This is a genomic window from Streptomyces sp. DvalAA-43 (assembly GCF_900091725.1).
Classification (GTDB): domain Bacteria; phylum Actinomycetota; class Actinomycetes; order Streptomycetales; family Streptomycetaceae; genus Streptomyces; species Streptomyces pulveraceus.
The window spans coordinates 15374-30138 of sequence record NZ_FMBW01000080.1 but is presented as its reverse complement, the minus strand read 5'-3'; the positions used below and the strand labels follow the sequence as shown (position 1 = coordinate 30138).

5 protein-coding genes are annotated in these 14765 nt (G+C 74.4%); all 5 read right to left on the bottom strand.

Annotated features, from left to right (window positions below):
• Positions 1-4: 4 nt before the first annotated feature.
• The 5 genes from GA0115234_RS33685 to GA0115234_RS33665 are packed head-to-tail and all read right to left on the bottom strand — an operon-like array spanning position 5 to position 14585.
• Positions 5-3958, bottom strand: coding sequence for a non-ribosomal peptide synthetase (locus GA0115234_RS33685; RefSeq protein ID WP_093549339.1), 3954 nt, complete (start codon positions 3956-3958; stop codon positions 5-7).
• A complete protein-coding gene (locus tag GA0115234_RS33680; RefSeq protein WP_093549337.1) occupies positions 3955-8658 on the bottom strand; it encodes a non-ribosomal peptide synthetase in 4704 nt (1567 codons plus the stop codon). The genes GA0115234_RS33685 and GA0115234_RS33680 overlap by 4 nt, the downstream gene beginning before the upstream one ends.
• Positions 8658-9710 (bottom strand): MupA/Atu3671 family FMN-dependent luciferase-like monooxygenase, encoded by a 1053-nt coding sequence (locus tag GA0115234_RS33675; RefSeq protein WP_093549335.1) that lies wholly within the window; start codon positions 9708-9710, stop codon positions 8658-8660. Before GA0115234_RS33675 ends, GA0115234_RS33680 begins: the two co-directional genes overlap by 1 nt.
• Positions 9695-13216, bottom strand: a complete 3522-nt coding sequence (locus tag GA0115234_RS33670) for a non-ribosomal peptide synthetase (protein ID WP_093549333.1) — start codon at positions 13214-13216, stop codon at positions 9695-9697. Before GA0115234_RS33670 ends, GA0115234_RS33675 begins: the two co-directional genes overlap by 16 nt.
• On the bottom strand, positions 13200-14585 hold the full coding sequence (locus GA0115234_RS33665; RefSeq protein WP_161275714.1) for an MFS transporter: 1386 nt from the start codon (positions 14583-14585) through the stop codon (positions 13200-13202). Before GA0115234_RS33665 ends, GA0115234_RS33670 begins: the two co-directional genes overlap by 17 nt.
• Between the last annotated feature and the right edge of the window lie 180 nt (positions 14586-14765).

The following is a 14765-nucleotide window of genomic DNA, read 5'->3' as shown; positions in this document are numbered from 1 at the left end:
GGTTTCAGTCCCCTCGGAGGGCGGTTTCGAGGACCGCGGCGATCTCGGCCGCCGGGCCCGGAGTGAGTACGTCGCTGTGACCGCAGTCCAGTTCGTGCACGTCGAGCGCGGCGGCCACGCGCTGCCAGGCCTCGGTCTTCTCGGCCGTGCTCGGCCAGGCGTCGCGCGTCGCGGAGAAGAGCGTCACCCTGCCCCCGTAGCCGGACGGGAGCCACTCGCGTACCAGGGCGGTGTGGTGCGCCCCGGCGTCGACGAGCGTGTGCAGATGGGCGGGGGAGAGGCCGTCGAAGGCTCCTGTGCGGGCCATGGAGAACACCGCGGACCGCTTCAACGGGCCGGTCGGCGGCGGAAGTTCCGGGGCGTGGGAGTGGAGCAGGATGCGCAGCATCTCGTCCTCGACGGCTGCCGGGTCCGGCGGGGTGTGCCTGAACCGGTCCGGCATCGGCATGGCGTCCACCACGGCGAGCATCCGGACCTCCTCGCCGGCCCGGCGCAGCCGCACCGCCAGTTCGTAGGCGAGCGGACCGCCGAAGGACCGGCCGAGCAGCAGATACGGTCCCCGTGGCTGGATCTCACGCACGTTCCGCAGATAGAGATCCGCCAACTCGCCCATCGTGGAAGGGAGTCCGTCGACGCCGGTCAGCAGGGCGGGGCTCTGCAGGGTGTGCACCGGGCGGGCCGGGTCCAGGTGCGGCAGCAGGTTCACGTACGACCAGCTGAGGCCGAGTCCCGGGTGCACACAGATGAGCGGGGTGCGATCGCCGCCGGTCCGCAGGGTGAGCACCGGCTCCAGGCTGTTGTGGTGCGGCTCGTCCGACGTCGTGGACGAGGCGCGTCCGCGCGCGGTGCGCAGCGGTGTCCGGGGAGCGGTCTCCGGGGACGGCGGCGCGTCGAGCCGGGCGGCGAGCGCGGCCGGGGTCGGCGCGTCGAACAGGGCCGAGACCGGGATCCGTACGCCGAGGACCGCCTCGATCTTCGACTTCAGGCGCAGCGCGGTCAGCGAATGGCCGCCCGCCAGGAAGAAGTCGGTGTCGGGCCCGACCGCGGGGACACCGAGCACCGTCCCGAACAGGGCGCACAGCTCCCGCTCGCGCGGGGTGCGCGGCTCCCGTCGGGCCGCCGGTCCCCCCTGGGGCCCGGGGTCGGGGAGCGCCGCCCGGTCCGCCTTCCCGTGGCGGGTGAGCGGCACCTCGTCGATACGGACCCACAGGGACGGCACCAGATGCGCGGGCAGGTGCTCGGCGGCATGGGCCCGTATCCCGGCGAGGGCCCGGTCCCACTGCTCCTCCCCGTCCACCCGCTCCGCCGGAACCAGCCAGGCGGCCAGCAGCTTCCCGCCCGCCGCGTCCGGCCGGGCGGCGACCACGGCCCGCGCCACGCCGGGGCAGCCCGCCACGGCGGCCTCCACCTCGGCGGGCTCCACCCGGAAGCCGCGCACCTTGACCTGGTCGTCGGCCCGGCCCGCGAACTCCAGGACGCCGTCCGGCGTCCAGCGGGCCAGGTCCCCGGTGCGGTACATGCGGCTGCCCGGCGGCCCGTACGGATCCGCGACGAACCGCTCCGCGGTGGACACCGGCCGCCCCAGGTAGCCCTGGGCGAGCCCGCTGCCGCCGAGGTACAGCTCACCGGTGGCGCCCGCCGGGACGGGACGCAGCAGCCCGTCCAGGACCTGGGCGCGGGTGTTGTCCAGAGGACGCCCGATGGGGACGGCGCCCGGCCGCCCCGCCCGCTCCACGGCGGCGGTGTGCGCGGTGGCGAAGACCGTGGCCTCGGTGGGGCCGTAGCCGTTGACGACCACCGTGTCCGGGCAGTGCTCCCGGATCCGGCGCACGGTGTCGGGCGCGAGGACGTCGCCGCCGGACCATACCTCGCGGAGCCCGCAGAGCGCGCCGGGCGCGATCTCCGCGACGGTGCGCAGCAGTTCCGGCGTGAGCATCAGCGCGGTGACCCGCCGCTCGGCGACCACCCGCCCGAGCAGGTCGGGGGTGACCGCCTCGGCGGGGGAGACCACCACGGTCCCGCCGCTCAGGAGCGGGACCCACACCTCGTAGGTCGAGGCGTCGAACGTGTACGGGTTGTGCAGCAGCACCCGTTCGTGGGCGCCGCCCGCGAACCGGCCGTCGGCGGCGAGCTCGGCGATCGCCCGCTGCGGGACCACCACCCCCTTGGGCTCGCCCGTGGAGCCGGAGGTGTAGATCACACAGGCGGCGGAGCCGGGATGGGTGGGGACGCCCTCGAAGCGGGTGGACCCGGACGCCCCGGCGACGTCCAGCACCGGGGTACCGGCGGGCAGCCGGGTCGTGGCGGAGTCCGGCCGGTCGGTGAGGACGAGCGCGGGCGCCGCCGCCGACACCAGCCGGGCCAGCCGTTCCGCCGGGTGAGCCGGGTCCAGGGGGAGCCAGCAGGCGCCCGCCTTGAGGACCGCGAGCTGGGCCACGACCACGGAGGCCGAACGGGGCAGCAGCAGGGCCACGGTGTGTCCCGGCGCGACACCCGCGTGGACGAGGCGGCCCGCCAGCCGGTCCGACGCGGCGTCGAGCCCGGCGTAGCTGAGGGTCTCGCCGTCCGTGTCGAGAGCCGGTGCGTCCGGGGTACGGGCGACCTGGGCGGCGAACCGGCCGGTGAGGGTGGCGGGTTCGGCGATCGGCCGGGACGGGCCGTCGGCCAGGGCCAGCAGCCGGCCCCGCTCCGCCGCGGGCAGCGCGTCGATCTCCGCCACGGGTGTCCGGGGCGAGCGGGCCAGCTGCTCCAGTACGTGCGCCAGACGTTCGGTGACCGCGGCGGCGGAGATGCCCCGGCGGCAGCTCACCGACAGCAGCAGCCGGTCCTCGGCGACCGCCGCGATCGTCACCGGGTAGTGCGTCGCGTCGGACACCTTCGCCAGGCGGACGGCACCGGGGCCGTCGTCGCCCCCGGCACCCCTGGGGAAGTTCTCGAACGCGAGGATCGAGTCGAAGAGTTCACCGGCCCCCACAGCACGCTGCACCTCGGCGGCGCGGGCGTGGTGGTGCTCCAGCAGCCGGGACTGCTCGTCCTGGATCCGGCGGAGCAGCTCCTCCACCCGCTCCCCGTCCCGCAGCCGTACCCGTACCGGCAGGGTGTTGATGAACAGGCCCACCATCGACTCGACGCCGGGCAGATCGTGCGGGCGCCCCGAGACGACCGCGCCGAAGACCGGGTCGCGGGAGCCCGTCAGCCTGGCCAGCACCAGGGCCCAGGAGACCTGCACCAGGGTGTTGAGGGTGACGCCCGTCTCGGCCGCCCGCCGGACCAGCAGCTCGGTCAGGCCGGTCGTCAGCCACAGCCGGAAGCGGTCGGGCACCGTGTCCGGTCCGGAGGGGGCCAGCAGCGCGGGGCGCTCCAGGCCCGCCAGGGACTCGGCCCACGCGGCTTCGGCCTTGTGCCGGTCCTGGCCGCCCAGCCACACCAGATAGTCCCGGTAGGGCGCGGCGGGCGGCAGCGGCCGGCCCGCCACGAGGGCGGCGAGGTCCCGTTCGACGACCGGCAACGACCAGCCGTCCAGCAGGATGTGATGGAAGGACACGACCAGCTCGGCACCCGTGTCGTGCCGCAGGAAGGCGGCACGGACCAGGGGCGGGCGGGCCACGTCGAAGCGGAGCGCCGCGTCCTCGCGCAGCACCTCGTCGGTGCGCACCGCCACCGCGTCCGGGGCGAGACCCGTCAGGTCCACCTCGGTCCACGGCAACCGGACAGCCTTCGGCACCACCTGGACCGGCCGGTCCAGGCCCTCGTGCCGGAAGCAGGCACGCAGATTGGGGTGCCGGTCCAGCAGTGCGGCGACCGCGGCCCGCACCGTCTCCCCGGAGATCGCCGGGCCGGTCAGGAAGCGGGCCTGCACCAGATAGGGGTCGGGGCCCTCGGTCTGCCGGGCGGTCTGGAAGAGCAGGCCCTCCTGGAGCGGGGAGAGCGGCAGTACGTCCGCGATGCGCGCGTTCATCGTCGCTCTCCTTCGCCGCCGGTGGAGCCGGTGTCGTCGAGTCCGGCGTCGAGGTCGCCGAAGTCCATGTCCTGCCCGAGCAGTTCGAGCTGGTCGCCGGTGAGGTCGACGAGCGGGAAGTCGGACGGGGCGTGGGCGGCCCCGGCGTCCGGCCCGCAGTGGTCGGCCAGCACGCCGAGCGCCTCGGACCACGCCCCGGCCAGTGCGCGCACCTCGTCCTCGGTGAGCACCCCCGACGGGTACGAGAAGCTCGCCTCCAGTACGGACTCGCCGTTCTCCTCCCGGGCCAGCACATCCACCTCCAGGGTGTGCGCCAGCGGCACGGCGTCCGGGCCCGGTTCGAGCAGCCGCCCGCCCGCCGCGTCGCCCGGGGCGAACCGGCCCAGATAGTTGAAGCGGACGTCGGGCACCGGGAGCGCGGCCAGTGCCGGGCCCGTGTCCGGGTCGAGGTAGCGCAGCAGCCCCCAGCCGAGACCGCCGGCGGGCACCTCCCGCAGCTGCTCCTTGACACACTTCAGGGCCTCGCCCGGCCGGCCGCCGGGCGCCACCGACGCGGCACCGATGTCCAGGCGGACCGGGTACTGCGTGGTGAACCAGCCGACGGTGCCCGACACATCGACCCGCGCGGAGACGGTCTCGCGCCCATGGCCCTCCAGATGGACGACGAGCGCGGATCCGGTGCCCCGCCGCTCGACGGCCGCCGCTGTCAGCGCGGTCAGCATCACCGCGTCGGGGCGGCAGTTGAAGGCGGCGGGCAGGGTGACGAGCACACCGCGGGTGAGCCCGGGGTCCAGGTCGAAGGTGAGGGTCTCCCGCCGCCCGTCCGCCCCCAGGCCGTCGGCGAGGCGGGCCGTGTCGTCCGCCAGCTGCCGCTCCCACCAGGGGAGTTCATCGAGCCGCAGCCCGGCCTCCTCGGTGAGCAGCCGGGACCACCGGGCGAACGAGGCGGTCCGCGCGGGTGCGGTGCCGCCCCCGGGCCGGCGGTCGAGCGCCGCGGCGAGCTCCTCGCCGAGCACCCGCCAGGAGAATCCGTCCACGGCCAGGTGGTGCACGGTCAGCAGCAGGGCGCCGGGCCGGCCGGAACCGGGGTCGAGCCACACCGCCCGCACCATCTCGCCGTCCTCGGGCCGGAGGGTGAGGGTGCGGGCCAGCTCCGTCGCCCGGGAGTGGAGATCGGTGTCCGCCGGAACGGCCAGCCGGACGGCTCGCGCCCCGGCGGGCGTGCTCTCCTCGGGCACCTGGAGTTCCCAGCCGGTGTCGTCCTCCCGCACCAGGCGCATCCGCAGCGCGGCGTGCCGTGCGACCAGTACGGAGACGGCCTCCTCGATCGCCGCGAGTCCGGTGCCGGACGCCAGCGGGAACAGCATGGACTGGGTGAACGCGGCCGTGTCCTCGACCTGTTCGCGCCACCACCGCATCACCGGGGTGAGGGGCAGCCGCCCGGTTCCGGTGTCCTCCTGCTCCGGGGCGTCGGCCTCCGGCGTGCGGGCCAGCACGGCCAGCCTGGCCGGGGTCCGTACGGTGAACACATCGTGCGGCGAGAGCACCAGACCGGCCGCCCGCGCGCGGGCGGCGAGCTGGATCGCCATGATGCTGTCGCCGCCGAGACGGAAGAAGTCGTCGTCGACACCGGCCTGTTCGAGGTCGAGGAGCTCGGCGAACAGCCCGCAGAGGATCTCCTCGCGCGCCGACCCGGGGAGCCGGACGGTGTCCGCGGTCCGGGCGGCGGGGGCGGGCAGCGCGGCCCGGTCGAGCTTGCCATGGGGCGACAGCGGCAGCGCGTCCAGAGCCACCACGGCGGCCGGGACCATGGCCGCGGGCAGCCGCCCGGAGGCGTGCAGCAGCAGCGCGTCCTCGTCGATCTCCGCTCCCCGCACGGGCACCACGTACGCGACGAGCTGCGCGGCGCCGCCCCGGTCGTGCCGTACGACGGCCACCGCCCGTTCCACGTCGGGATGTTCCACCAGCGCGGCGGCGATCTCACCCGGCTCGATCCGCAGCCCGCGCAGCTTCACCTGCTCGTCGCCGCGCCCGAGGTAGTACGTGCTGCCACTGTCGTCGCGGTGGGCCAGATCGCCGGTGCGGTACATACGGCTGCCGGGCGGACCGTACGGGTCGGCGACGAACCGCTCGGCGGTGAGCGCGGCCCGTCCCAGATAGCCGCGGGCGAGCCCGGCACCGGCCAGGTACAGCTCACCACCGGCCCCGGCGGGCACCGGGCGGAGCCGGTCGTCGAGGACGTAGGCGGTGGTGCCCGCCACCGGGGTACCGATGGGCGGCACCGTCCCGTCGGCGGCCAGCGGCCCGGAGAAGGTGGAGACGACGGTCGACTCGGTGGGCCCGTAGGCGTTGTGGAAGCGCCGCCCCGCGACGGCCCAGCGGGCCACCAGCTCCGGCGGGCAGGCCTCCGCGCCGACGACCAGGGCCCGCAGCTCCGGATGCGGTCCGGCCGGAACGGTCGCGAGCACGGACGGGGGGACGAACGCGCAGGAGATCCGCCGCTCGGTCAGCACCGTCCCGAGGGCCTCGCCCACCAGCGGACCGGCGGGGGGCAGCACCAGGGTTCCGCCCGAGCCGAAGGCCAGGCACAGCTCGCCTACGGAGATGTCGAAGGAGGGCGGCCCGAGCTGGAGCACCCGGCTGTCGGCGTCGAGCCCGATGCCGTCCACCAGGCTCCGGGTGAGCGCGGCCACACCCGCGTGGGTGACGATCACGCCCTTGGGGGTGCCGGTGGAGCCGGAGGTGTGGATGACGTGGGCGGCGTCGTGGGGTGCCGGGCCGCCCGGCGGCAGCGGCTCCCCGGCCCAGGCGTTTTCGTCGAGGACCAGGACCGGCAGATCCGTCTCCGGGGGCGTGGCGCCGGGCTCGGTGACCAGGAGCACGGGAGCGGCCTCGGCCAGGACCCGGCGGATCCGCTCGGCCGGGTGGGCGGGGTCGAGCGGCAGATAGGCGGCTCCGGCGCGCTGGACGGCCAGCGCCGCCACCGGCCAGTCGCTGCCGCGCGCGAGGGCGAGGGCCACGATCCGCCCGGGACCCGCCCCGAGCCGCACCAGCCGGCCCGCCAGCCGGGCCACCCGGTCGTCGAGCCGGGCGTAGCTCAGGGTGTGCCCGGGGGACTCCAGGGCCGGTGCGTCCGGCGTGCGGGCCGCCTGCCGGGTCACCAGCTCGGGCAGCGGGAGGGGCGCGGGGGCGGTGGGCCCGGCGGAGCCGGCGAGCAGCTGACCGCGCATCGCCGAGGGCACCAGGTCGATGTCACCGATGAGCGCGGTGGGGTCGGCGGTGATCCGCCGCAGCAGCTCGACGTAGCACTGCGTCCAGCGGGCCACCGTCTCGGGGCCGAAGACATCGGTACGCAGCCCGAAGCTGCCCTCCATGCCGTCACCGCTGTCCTTCACCACGCCGACCAGGTCGTGCTCGCCGCCGGTGTGGATGCGCTCCGGCTCCGCGAACTCCTTCATCACCGAGACGCTCGGCTGTTGCGTCAGGTGCATGAACACCCACTGGTACAGCGGGGCCCGGCCCGCGCTGCGCTCGGGCGCGGCGGCCGACACGATCCGGCCCACGGGCACGTCCGCGTTGGCCATCAGATCCGGGAAGTCGACGGCGAACCCGGCGAGCACATCGGCGAAGGACCGGTCCGAGGTCACGCGCCAGCGGGTCGGCACGGCGTTCATGACGTACCCGATGACCCGGTCGAGGCCCTTGGCCGCGCGGTTGGCGATGGGGGTGCCGATCACCAGGTCGTCGGCGCCGCTGACCCGGTGCGCCAGGACGGCGAAGGCGGCCATCAGGACGACGTAGACCGAGGCCCCGCGCTCCCGGGCCAGCGCCCGCACGGCGGCGGTGGTCCGCGCGTCGATGTGGAAGGGGACCTGGGCGATGCCGTCACCCCCGTCGGCGGAGGCGACGGCGCCCGGCACGGTGAGCGGACCGGGCGGGTCGGCGAGATAGCGCCGCCAGAAGTCGAGCCGGCTCGCGAACACCCCGGAATCCGCCAGCTCGCTCTGCCAGGCCGAGAAGTCGGCGTACTGGACGGCGGGCCGGGTGAGCGGCGGCGCCAGGCCGTCGCGCAGGGCGCCGTACGCCTGCGCGAACTCGTTCTGCAGGACATCGAACGACCACCAGTCGCTGATGGTGTGGTGCAGGCTCAGCATCAGGGTGGAACGCCGCTCGTCGACCCGGACGAACCTGGCCCGGATCAGCTTGTCCCGGCCGAGGTCGAAGGGGCGGCTGCGGAAGGTCTCGAAGGCCTCGTCGATCGTCCTGCCGGTGCCCCGCAGATCCTCGTGCTCCAGGCCGAAGGTCCCCTCGTCGTGGAACTCGACGTGCAGCTCGCCCGACGGGTCCGTCACGATCCGGGTCCGCAGGATGTCGTGGTGGCTCTGGATCAGCGTCAGTGCCGTCTCCAGATGCGCCGGGTCCACGGGCTGCTCGAAGTGGTAGGCGGCGCACAGGTTGAGCGCGGGGGTACCGGGATACAGCGAGTCGTACACCCACAGGTCGTGCTGGGCGGGGCTGAGCGGCACCCGGCGGGCCGGGTCGCGCGGCGGTATGACGGCGGGTATCTCGCGGGACCGCCCCGCCTCCAGCAGGCGGCGCATCAGGCGGACCCGCTGCTCCCTGCCGAGTGCGCCGAACCGCTCGGCCATGGAAGGGGACGCGGCACCCGGGACGGTGCGCGAAACGGTGGGGGCGCTCATCACAGGTTCTCTTTCAGCTCGGCCAACCGGTGCAGCCCGGCCAGTACGTCGTCGCGTCCGATGCCGAAGTCGATGAAGCAGGCGACCTCGTCGACGCCCAGCTCGGCCAGATCGGCGAGCATCTTGGCGCAGTGGCCGGGGGAGCCGAGCAGGCTGCCCCAGCTGAGGTAGCGCTCGAACGCGAAGTCGGCGAGCATCGCGGTCTGTTCCTCGGTGAGCTTCGCGGTCGCGGCGTCCGCGGCACGGTTGGCCGCGGTCTGGCGGACGTACGAGGCGAGATAGGTCTTGAGCGGGGCGCTCGCCATCCGGCGGACCTCGGCGTCGTCGGTGCCGACGTAGGTGTGCGCCATCAGCGTGACCCGGCCGTGCGCGTCGGTGCCCCGCTGGTCGGGGGCCGCGGCGCAGGCGGTGCGGTAGCGGGCGATCCGCTCGGCCAGCTCGTCCCGGCTCTGCCCGACGGTCGCGCCGAGCACTCCGGCGCGCAGCTGTCCGGCCGCCTCCCAGGTCTCCGGGTTGCCGGACGTGGTGACCCACAGCGGCAGGGTGTCCTGCACGGGCCGGGGCTGGGGCGTGACCTGGACCGGGGTGCCCGTGCCGTCGGGGTACTCGGCGGACTCGCCCGCCCAGAGCGAGCGCAGCCGCGGGATCGTCTCCAGGGCGGCCCGCCGGCGGTCCGCGTACTGCTCGGGAGCCAGCGTGAAGTCCTTGGAGTGCCAGCCGGTGGCGACGGAGAGGCCCACCCGGCCGTGCGAGAGGTTGTCCACGACGGCCCAGTCCTCCGCGACCCGCAGCGGGTGGTGGAGCGGCAGCACGACGCTGCCCGCGCGGATCCCGATCCGCTCGGTGGCGACGGCGAGCGCCGCACTGAGCACCGGAGGGCTGGGGAAGACCTGCCCGACCTGCTGGAAGTGGCGTTCGGGAGTCCAGACGGCGTGGAACCCGAGCCGGTCGGCGGTCCTGGCCACGGCGAGGATGTCCTCGTACGTCTCGGTGTGCCGGGCCCCGCCGGCGGTGGTGCTGTCCGCACCGAAGAACATCACACTGAGGTCCACTGCCACTCCTCCTGCTTTCTGCTGGGCTGGGTCTGGGGTTGCGGACGGCGCGGCACCCTGGGGCGGCGCGGGATGGGGGACGCGGCGGCCGGTACGGGCCGGGCGACCGCCCGCTCCAGCTCGGCGGCGAAGGCGGCGACCGTGGGCGCGGCGAACAGCTGGGCCACGGTCACCGGCCGCCCGGCACCGAGCCGGGCCACGGCGCGCACCGCGCGCAGGGAGTTGCCGCCGAGGGCGAAGAAGTCGTCGTCCGGACCGGCGCTCGGCACACCGAGGACCTCGCACCACACGGCGGCGGTCTCCCGCTCCAGAGCGGTCATCGGGCGCTCGCCCACGGGCCGGTGCCGGGCAGGCGGCACGATCCGGTCGCTCTCCCCGGCCCGCCGGGGCGGCTCGGTGAGGCCCAGCCGGGACAAGGGCGTCCCGGGGTCGGCCGTGGCCGCTGCCAGGGCCTCGGGGAGGGCGTTCGCGAGCCAGTGGACGAAGTCCGCCTCCAGCTCCTCCCCGCGGTACTCGAATGTCAGCGTCAGCCCGTCCGGTGCGCCCTGGGCCGAGGTGGAGTCCGTGACGTCCACCAGGAGTTCGAACCGGGCGGCGCCGGTGCGGACGATCCCGACGCCGTGCTCGGCACCGGGCAGGGTGACCTCGGCCCGCGCGTTGTTCTGGAGCGCCAGGACCACATCGGTGAACGGCTGACGGCCGGGGGAGCGCGGTGGGTTGAGGGCCCCGACCACGTCCTCGAACGGCACGTCCTGGTGGCTGAAGGCGGCGAGGTCCGTCTCCCGGACCCGGGCGAGCACCTCGGCCGGGGTGGGGTCGCCGGACAGGTCGGTGCGCAGCACCAGCATGTTGACGAAGAACCCGACGACGTCCTCGACGCTGCCGTCCCCGGCGCGCCCGGCCACCGGGGCGCCGATCGCCAGGTCCTCGTCCGCACCGGCCCGCACCAGCACGGTGGCCAGCGCGGCGTGCAGGGCCATGAAGAGGGTGGCGCCCCGGGCGCGGGCCGATTCGACCACCCGGGCATGGGCCGCCGCGTCGAGCCGGCGGACCACGACCTGCGCGGCCGGGCCCGGTGCGGCGGGGCGCCCGGCGCGGCGGGGCAGCAGCGCGCCACCGGCCGGCAGCCCGTCCAGCTCCTTGCGCCAGTACGTGAGCTGACGGGCGGCCAGCGCATGCGGATCGGACGCGGAGCCGAGCCGGTCGAGCTGGTGACGGGCGTGCTCCGCGTACGGGACGGTGAGCGGGGGGAGTACGGCCGTGTCCGCGCCCCGCACCCGGGCCTCGTAGGCGCGTGACAGATCACGGAAGAGCGGCCGCAGGGACCAGCCGTCCCCGGCGATGTGATGGACCAGCACCAGGAGCGCGTGCTCGTCCGGCCGTTCCGCGGTGGTGAACAGCGTGGCCCGTACGGGAAGTTCGGCACGCAGGTCGAAGCGGTGGCGGGCCTCCCGCTCGATCGCCCGGTCCACCGACTCCGCGGCGATCCGCAGCTGCTGGAAGGGAGGCCGTGCGGCCGCCCCGCTCAGCACCCGTCGTACGGGGGAGCCGTCGCGCTCCTCGAAGACGGTACGGAGCACTTCGTGGCGGTCGGCGACCTGGGCCAGGGCGTCGTCCAGCGCGGCCGGGTCGACCGTGCCCCGCAGCCGGACCAGCATCGGCAGGTTGTACGCGGCGCCGGCCCCGATCCGGTCCAGGAACCACAGCCGGTGCTGGGCGTGCGACACCGGGAGCGTGCCGGAGGCGGCGCCGGGCAGGGCGGGAGCGGCGGACGGTGCCGGGGGAGCGGTTTCGACGAGCGGGGCCAGCCGCGCCGGGGTGGGCGCCTCGAAGAGCCCGCGGATGTCGATCTCCACGCCGAGCACGGTGTGGATCCGGCCCAGCAGCCGGGCGGCGAGCAGGGAGTGGCCGCCGAGCGAGAAGAAGTCGTCGTCCGGGCCGACCGGGTCCCGGTGCAGCACCTGCGAGAACAGCTCGCACAGGGCGGCCACGGTGCCGCTCACCGACGCCGGGGCAGGGGCCGTCGCGGGTCCGGGCTCCGGCAGGGCGGCCCGGTCGAGCTTCCCGCTGGGGGTCAGCGGCAGCGCGTCCAGGGGCACGAAGACCGCCGGGACCAGGTAGTCGGCCAGTATGCCGCGGGCGTAGGCGCGCAGCTCCGCTTCCCGGAAGGCCCGCCGGTCGCCGCCGCGGGGTACGACGTACGCGGTCAGCTGGCGGTCGCCCGCCGGGTGCTCATGGGCGACGACCGCCGCCCGGTCGATGCCGGGGTGCCGGGTCAGTACGGTCTCGACCTCACCGGGCTCCACCCGGAAGCCCCGGATCTTCACCTGGCTGTCGGCCCGGCCCAGGTATTCGAGTACGCCGTCGGCACGCCGTCGTCCGAGGTCACCGGTGCGGTAGACGCGCTCGCCGGTCGGGGCGGCGACGAAGCGTTCGGCGGTCAGCGCGGGCCGTCCCCTGTACTCGCGGGCGACGCCCGCCCCGGCGGCGTAGATCTCACCGGTGCCACCGTCCGGCACCGGGCGCAGGTCCTCGTCGAGGATGTACAGCCGCTTCCCCGCCAGCGGACGGCCGATCGGCACCGGGCCCTCGCCGAGCTCGGCGAGGGTGACGGGGTGGACGGTCAGGAAGATCATGCACTCGACGGGCCCGTAGCCGTTGCTCAGCCGCAGCCGGGGACTGCGCTCCAGGGCACGGGCCGTGTGCGGTACGGACAGGGCCTCGCCGCCCACTACGAGTTCCCGCAGTCCGTCCAGCACCTGCGGGTACTCGTCGACGATGACGTTGAAGAGGGAGGCCGACAGATACATGGAGGTGATGCCGTGCTCGGCGACGAGCCGCGCCATCACGAAGGGTTCGGGACGCTGCCCGGGGTGCAGGACACAGGTCCCGCCGTTCATGAGCGGGCCCCACAGCTCCAGGGCGCAGGCGTCCCAGGACAGCGGTGCGCACTGGAGCCAGACCGAGCCGGGGCCGAAGGACGCGAAGGTCTGCCCGGTGAGGGTCGCCGTGATCGCGTGGTGCGACGAGGCGATGCCCTTCGGCCGTCCGGTCGAGCCGGAGGTGAACATCACGCAGGCGATGTCGTCGGGCCGGACCGGGACGGCGCCGCGCGGCAGCGGCCGCGCCCCGTGGGCGTCCTCGATGTGCACCGGCACCACATCGAAGGCCCCGGGTGCGGCGTCGCGGGCCGCGACCACCGCGACCACCCGCGCGTCCTCGGCCATCGTGCGCAGCCGTTCGGCGGGGAAGCCGGGATCCAGCATCACGTATCCGGCCCCGGCCTTCAGGATGCCGAGCACCGTCACGACGAGTGCGGTGGAACGCTCCAGGTACACGCCGACCGTGTCGCCGGCCCGGATGCCCTTCGCGGCCAGCAGCCCCGCCATCCGGGCCGCCCGTTCGTCGAGTCCGGCGTAGTCGATCCGTTCGCCGTCATGGATCAGCGCTGTCGCGCCGGGTGTCCGGGCGGCCTGCTCCTCGAACAGTTCATGCACGCACCTCATCCCGCTCACCTCCTCTGTGTTCGGCCGGTTCGGCCGGTTCGGCCGGTTCGGCCTGCTCGGCCTGCTCGGCCGGTTCCTGCGGTGCGTCGAGGTCGGGCAGCAGGTCGTCGATGTCCCTGATCGAGCGGCTGGCGAGTCCCCAGAGGGCGACCCCGGTCCCTCCGATTCCGGCGAGGAGCAACATGGCCGCCATGCCGCTCCCCGGACCGTGGCCGACCAGCGGACCGAGCACGGTGAAGAGCCCGGAGCCCTGGGTGGCCAGTGGTTCGAAGACGTGGTCGGCGAGCGGTCCGGAGACCGCCATGGCCAGCGGGACGGAGATCTGGGAGAGGAACATCACCGCGCCGAAGACCCGGCCCTGCCATTCGTGGGGGACCTTGGTCTGCACGATCGTCTGCATCGAGGCGTTGACCACCGTCATGAGCAGGGCGCCGACCAGGATGGCCAGGCACCAGCCGGCCACGCCGGTCACCAGGCCCATCACCACCAGGCCGGACAGACACATGCCGACCACGCCGAGCATCATGCCCCGGCCCCGGTTGGCGGGGCCGCCCCAGGCCGCCATGAGCAGGGCACCGGCCACTCCGCCGATACCGACCGAGGTGTTGACCGCGGCGAGTGCGCCGTTGCCGGCCCGGAGCAGCACCATCGGCGAGATGAGGGCGAAGCCGAAGACCATGACGAGGTTGACGACACAGAAGTTGATGATCAGATCGCGCAGGCTGGGCACCCGGAACAGGTAGCGCAGCCCCTCCAAGGCGTCGGCGGTGATCCGGCGGCGCGGCGCGTCGGCGTCCTTCTTCGCCACCCGGTCGCCGTTGAAGCGGACGATCCGGATGCCGATGAGGGCGAACGCGTAGCTCGCCAGGTCGACCAGGAGCGTCGGGCCGATCCCGAAGAGCGCGAAGAGCAGACCGCCCAGCGCGGGGCCGCCGATCCCGGCGGCGCTCTTGGCACCGGCCAACAGGCCGTTGGTGCGGTCCAGTTGGTCCTTGCGAACCAGGAGGGGGACGGCCGAGGACAGGGCCGGGAACTGGAAGGCGGCGCAGAGACCGAGCAGTACGGCGGCCGGATAGACCTGCCAGGCATGGAACGCGCCGAGGTAGTGGAGCAGGGCCAGGGTGCCGACGACGAGGAGTCCGCCGGCATCGGCTATCTGGAGGGCGGCGCGCTTGGTTATACGGTCGACGATTGCGCCCGCAATCGGACTGAACACGGCCTGGGGCAGCATGGCACACAGCGAGAGCACGGTGACGGCTGTCGCGTTCCCGCCGGAGGACCACACCTCCACGATGAAGGCGAACCGGACCGCCGCGCTACCCGCCAGCGATACCGCCTGACCGGACCAGACGAGGAGAAAGGGCCCCATTCCCGAGAATCGACCAGGAATGTCCGTTGATATCCGGGTGCCCATCAGGATCCGGGTCCCTTGTGCACCGGCATCCGGCACATCGTGCCCGAGCCGTCGAATGCTTTGGTTGCCACGCCTCAATCCCCCAGGATGTCGCATCCTCTACGGATCACCACGGATCCCTGTCTGAATCGAACG

Bases quoted from the DNA above. Each gene is read 5' to 3' on its own strand.
- GA0115234_RS33665 (WP_161275714.1), bottom strand. From the start codon at position 14,585: ATGGGGCCCTTTCTCCTCGTCTGGTCCGGTCAGGCGGTATCGCTGGCG.
- GA0115234_RS33680 (WP_093549337.1), bottom strand. From the start codon at position 8,658: ATGAGCGCCCCCACCGTTTCGCGCACCGTCCCGGGTGCCGCGTCCCCT.
- GA0115234_RS33670 (WP_093549333.1), bottom strand. From the start codon at position 13,216: ATGAGGTGCGTGCATGAACTGTTCGAGGAGCAGGCCGCCCGGACACCC.
- GA0115234_RS33685 (WP_093549339.1), bottom strand. From the start codon at position 3,958: ATGAACGCGCGCATCGCGGACGTACTGCCGCTCTCCCCGCTCCAGGAG.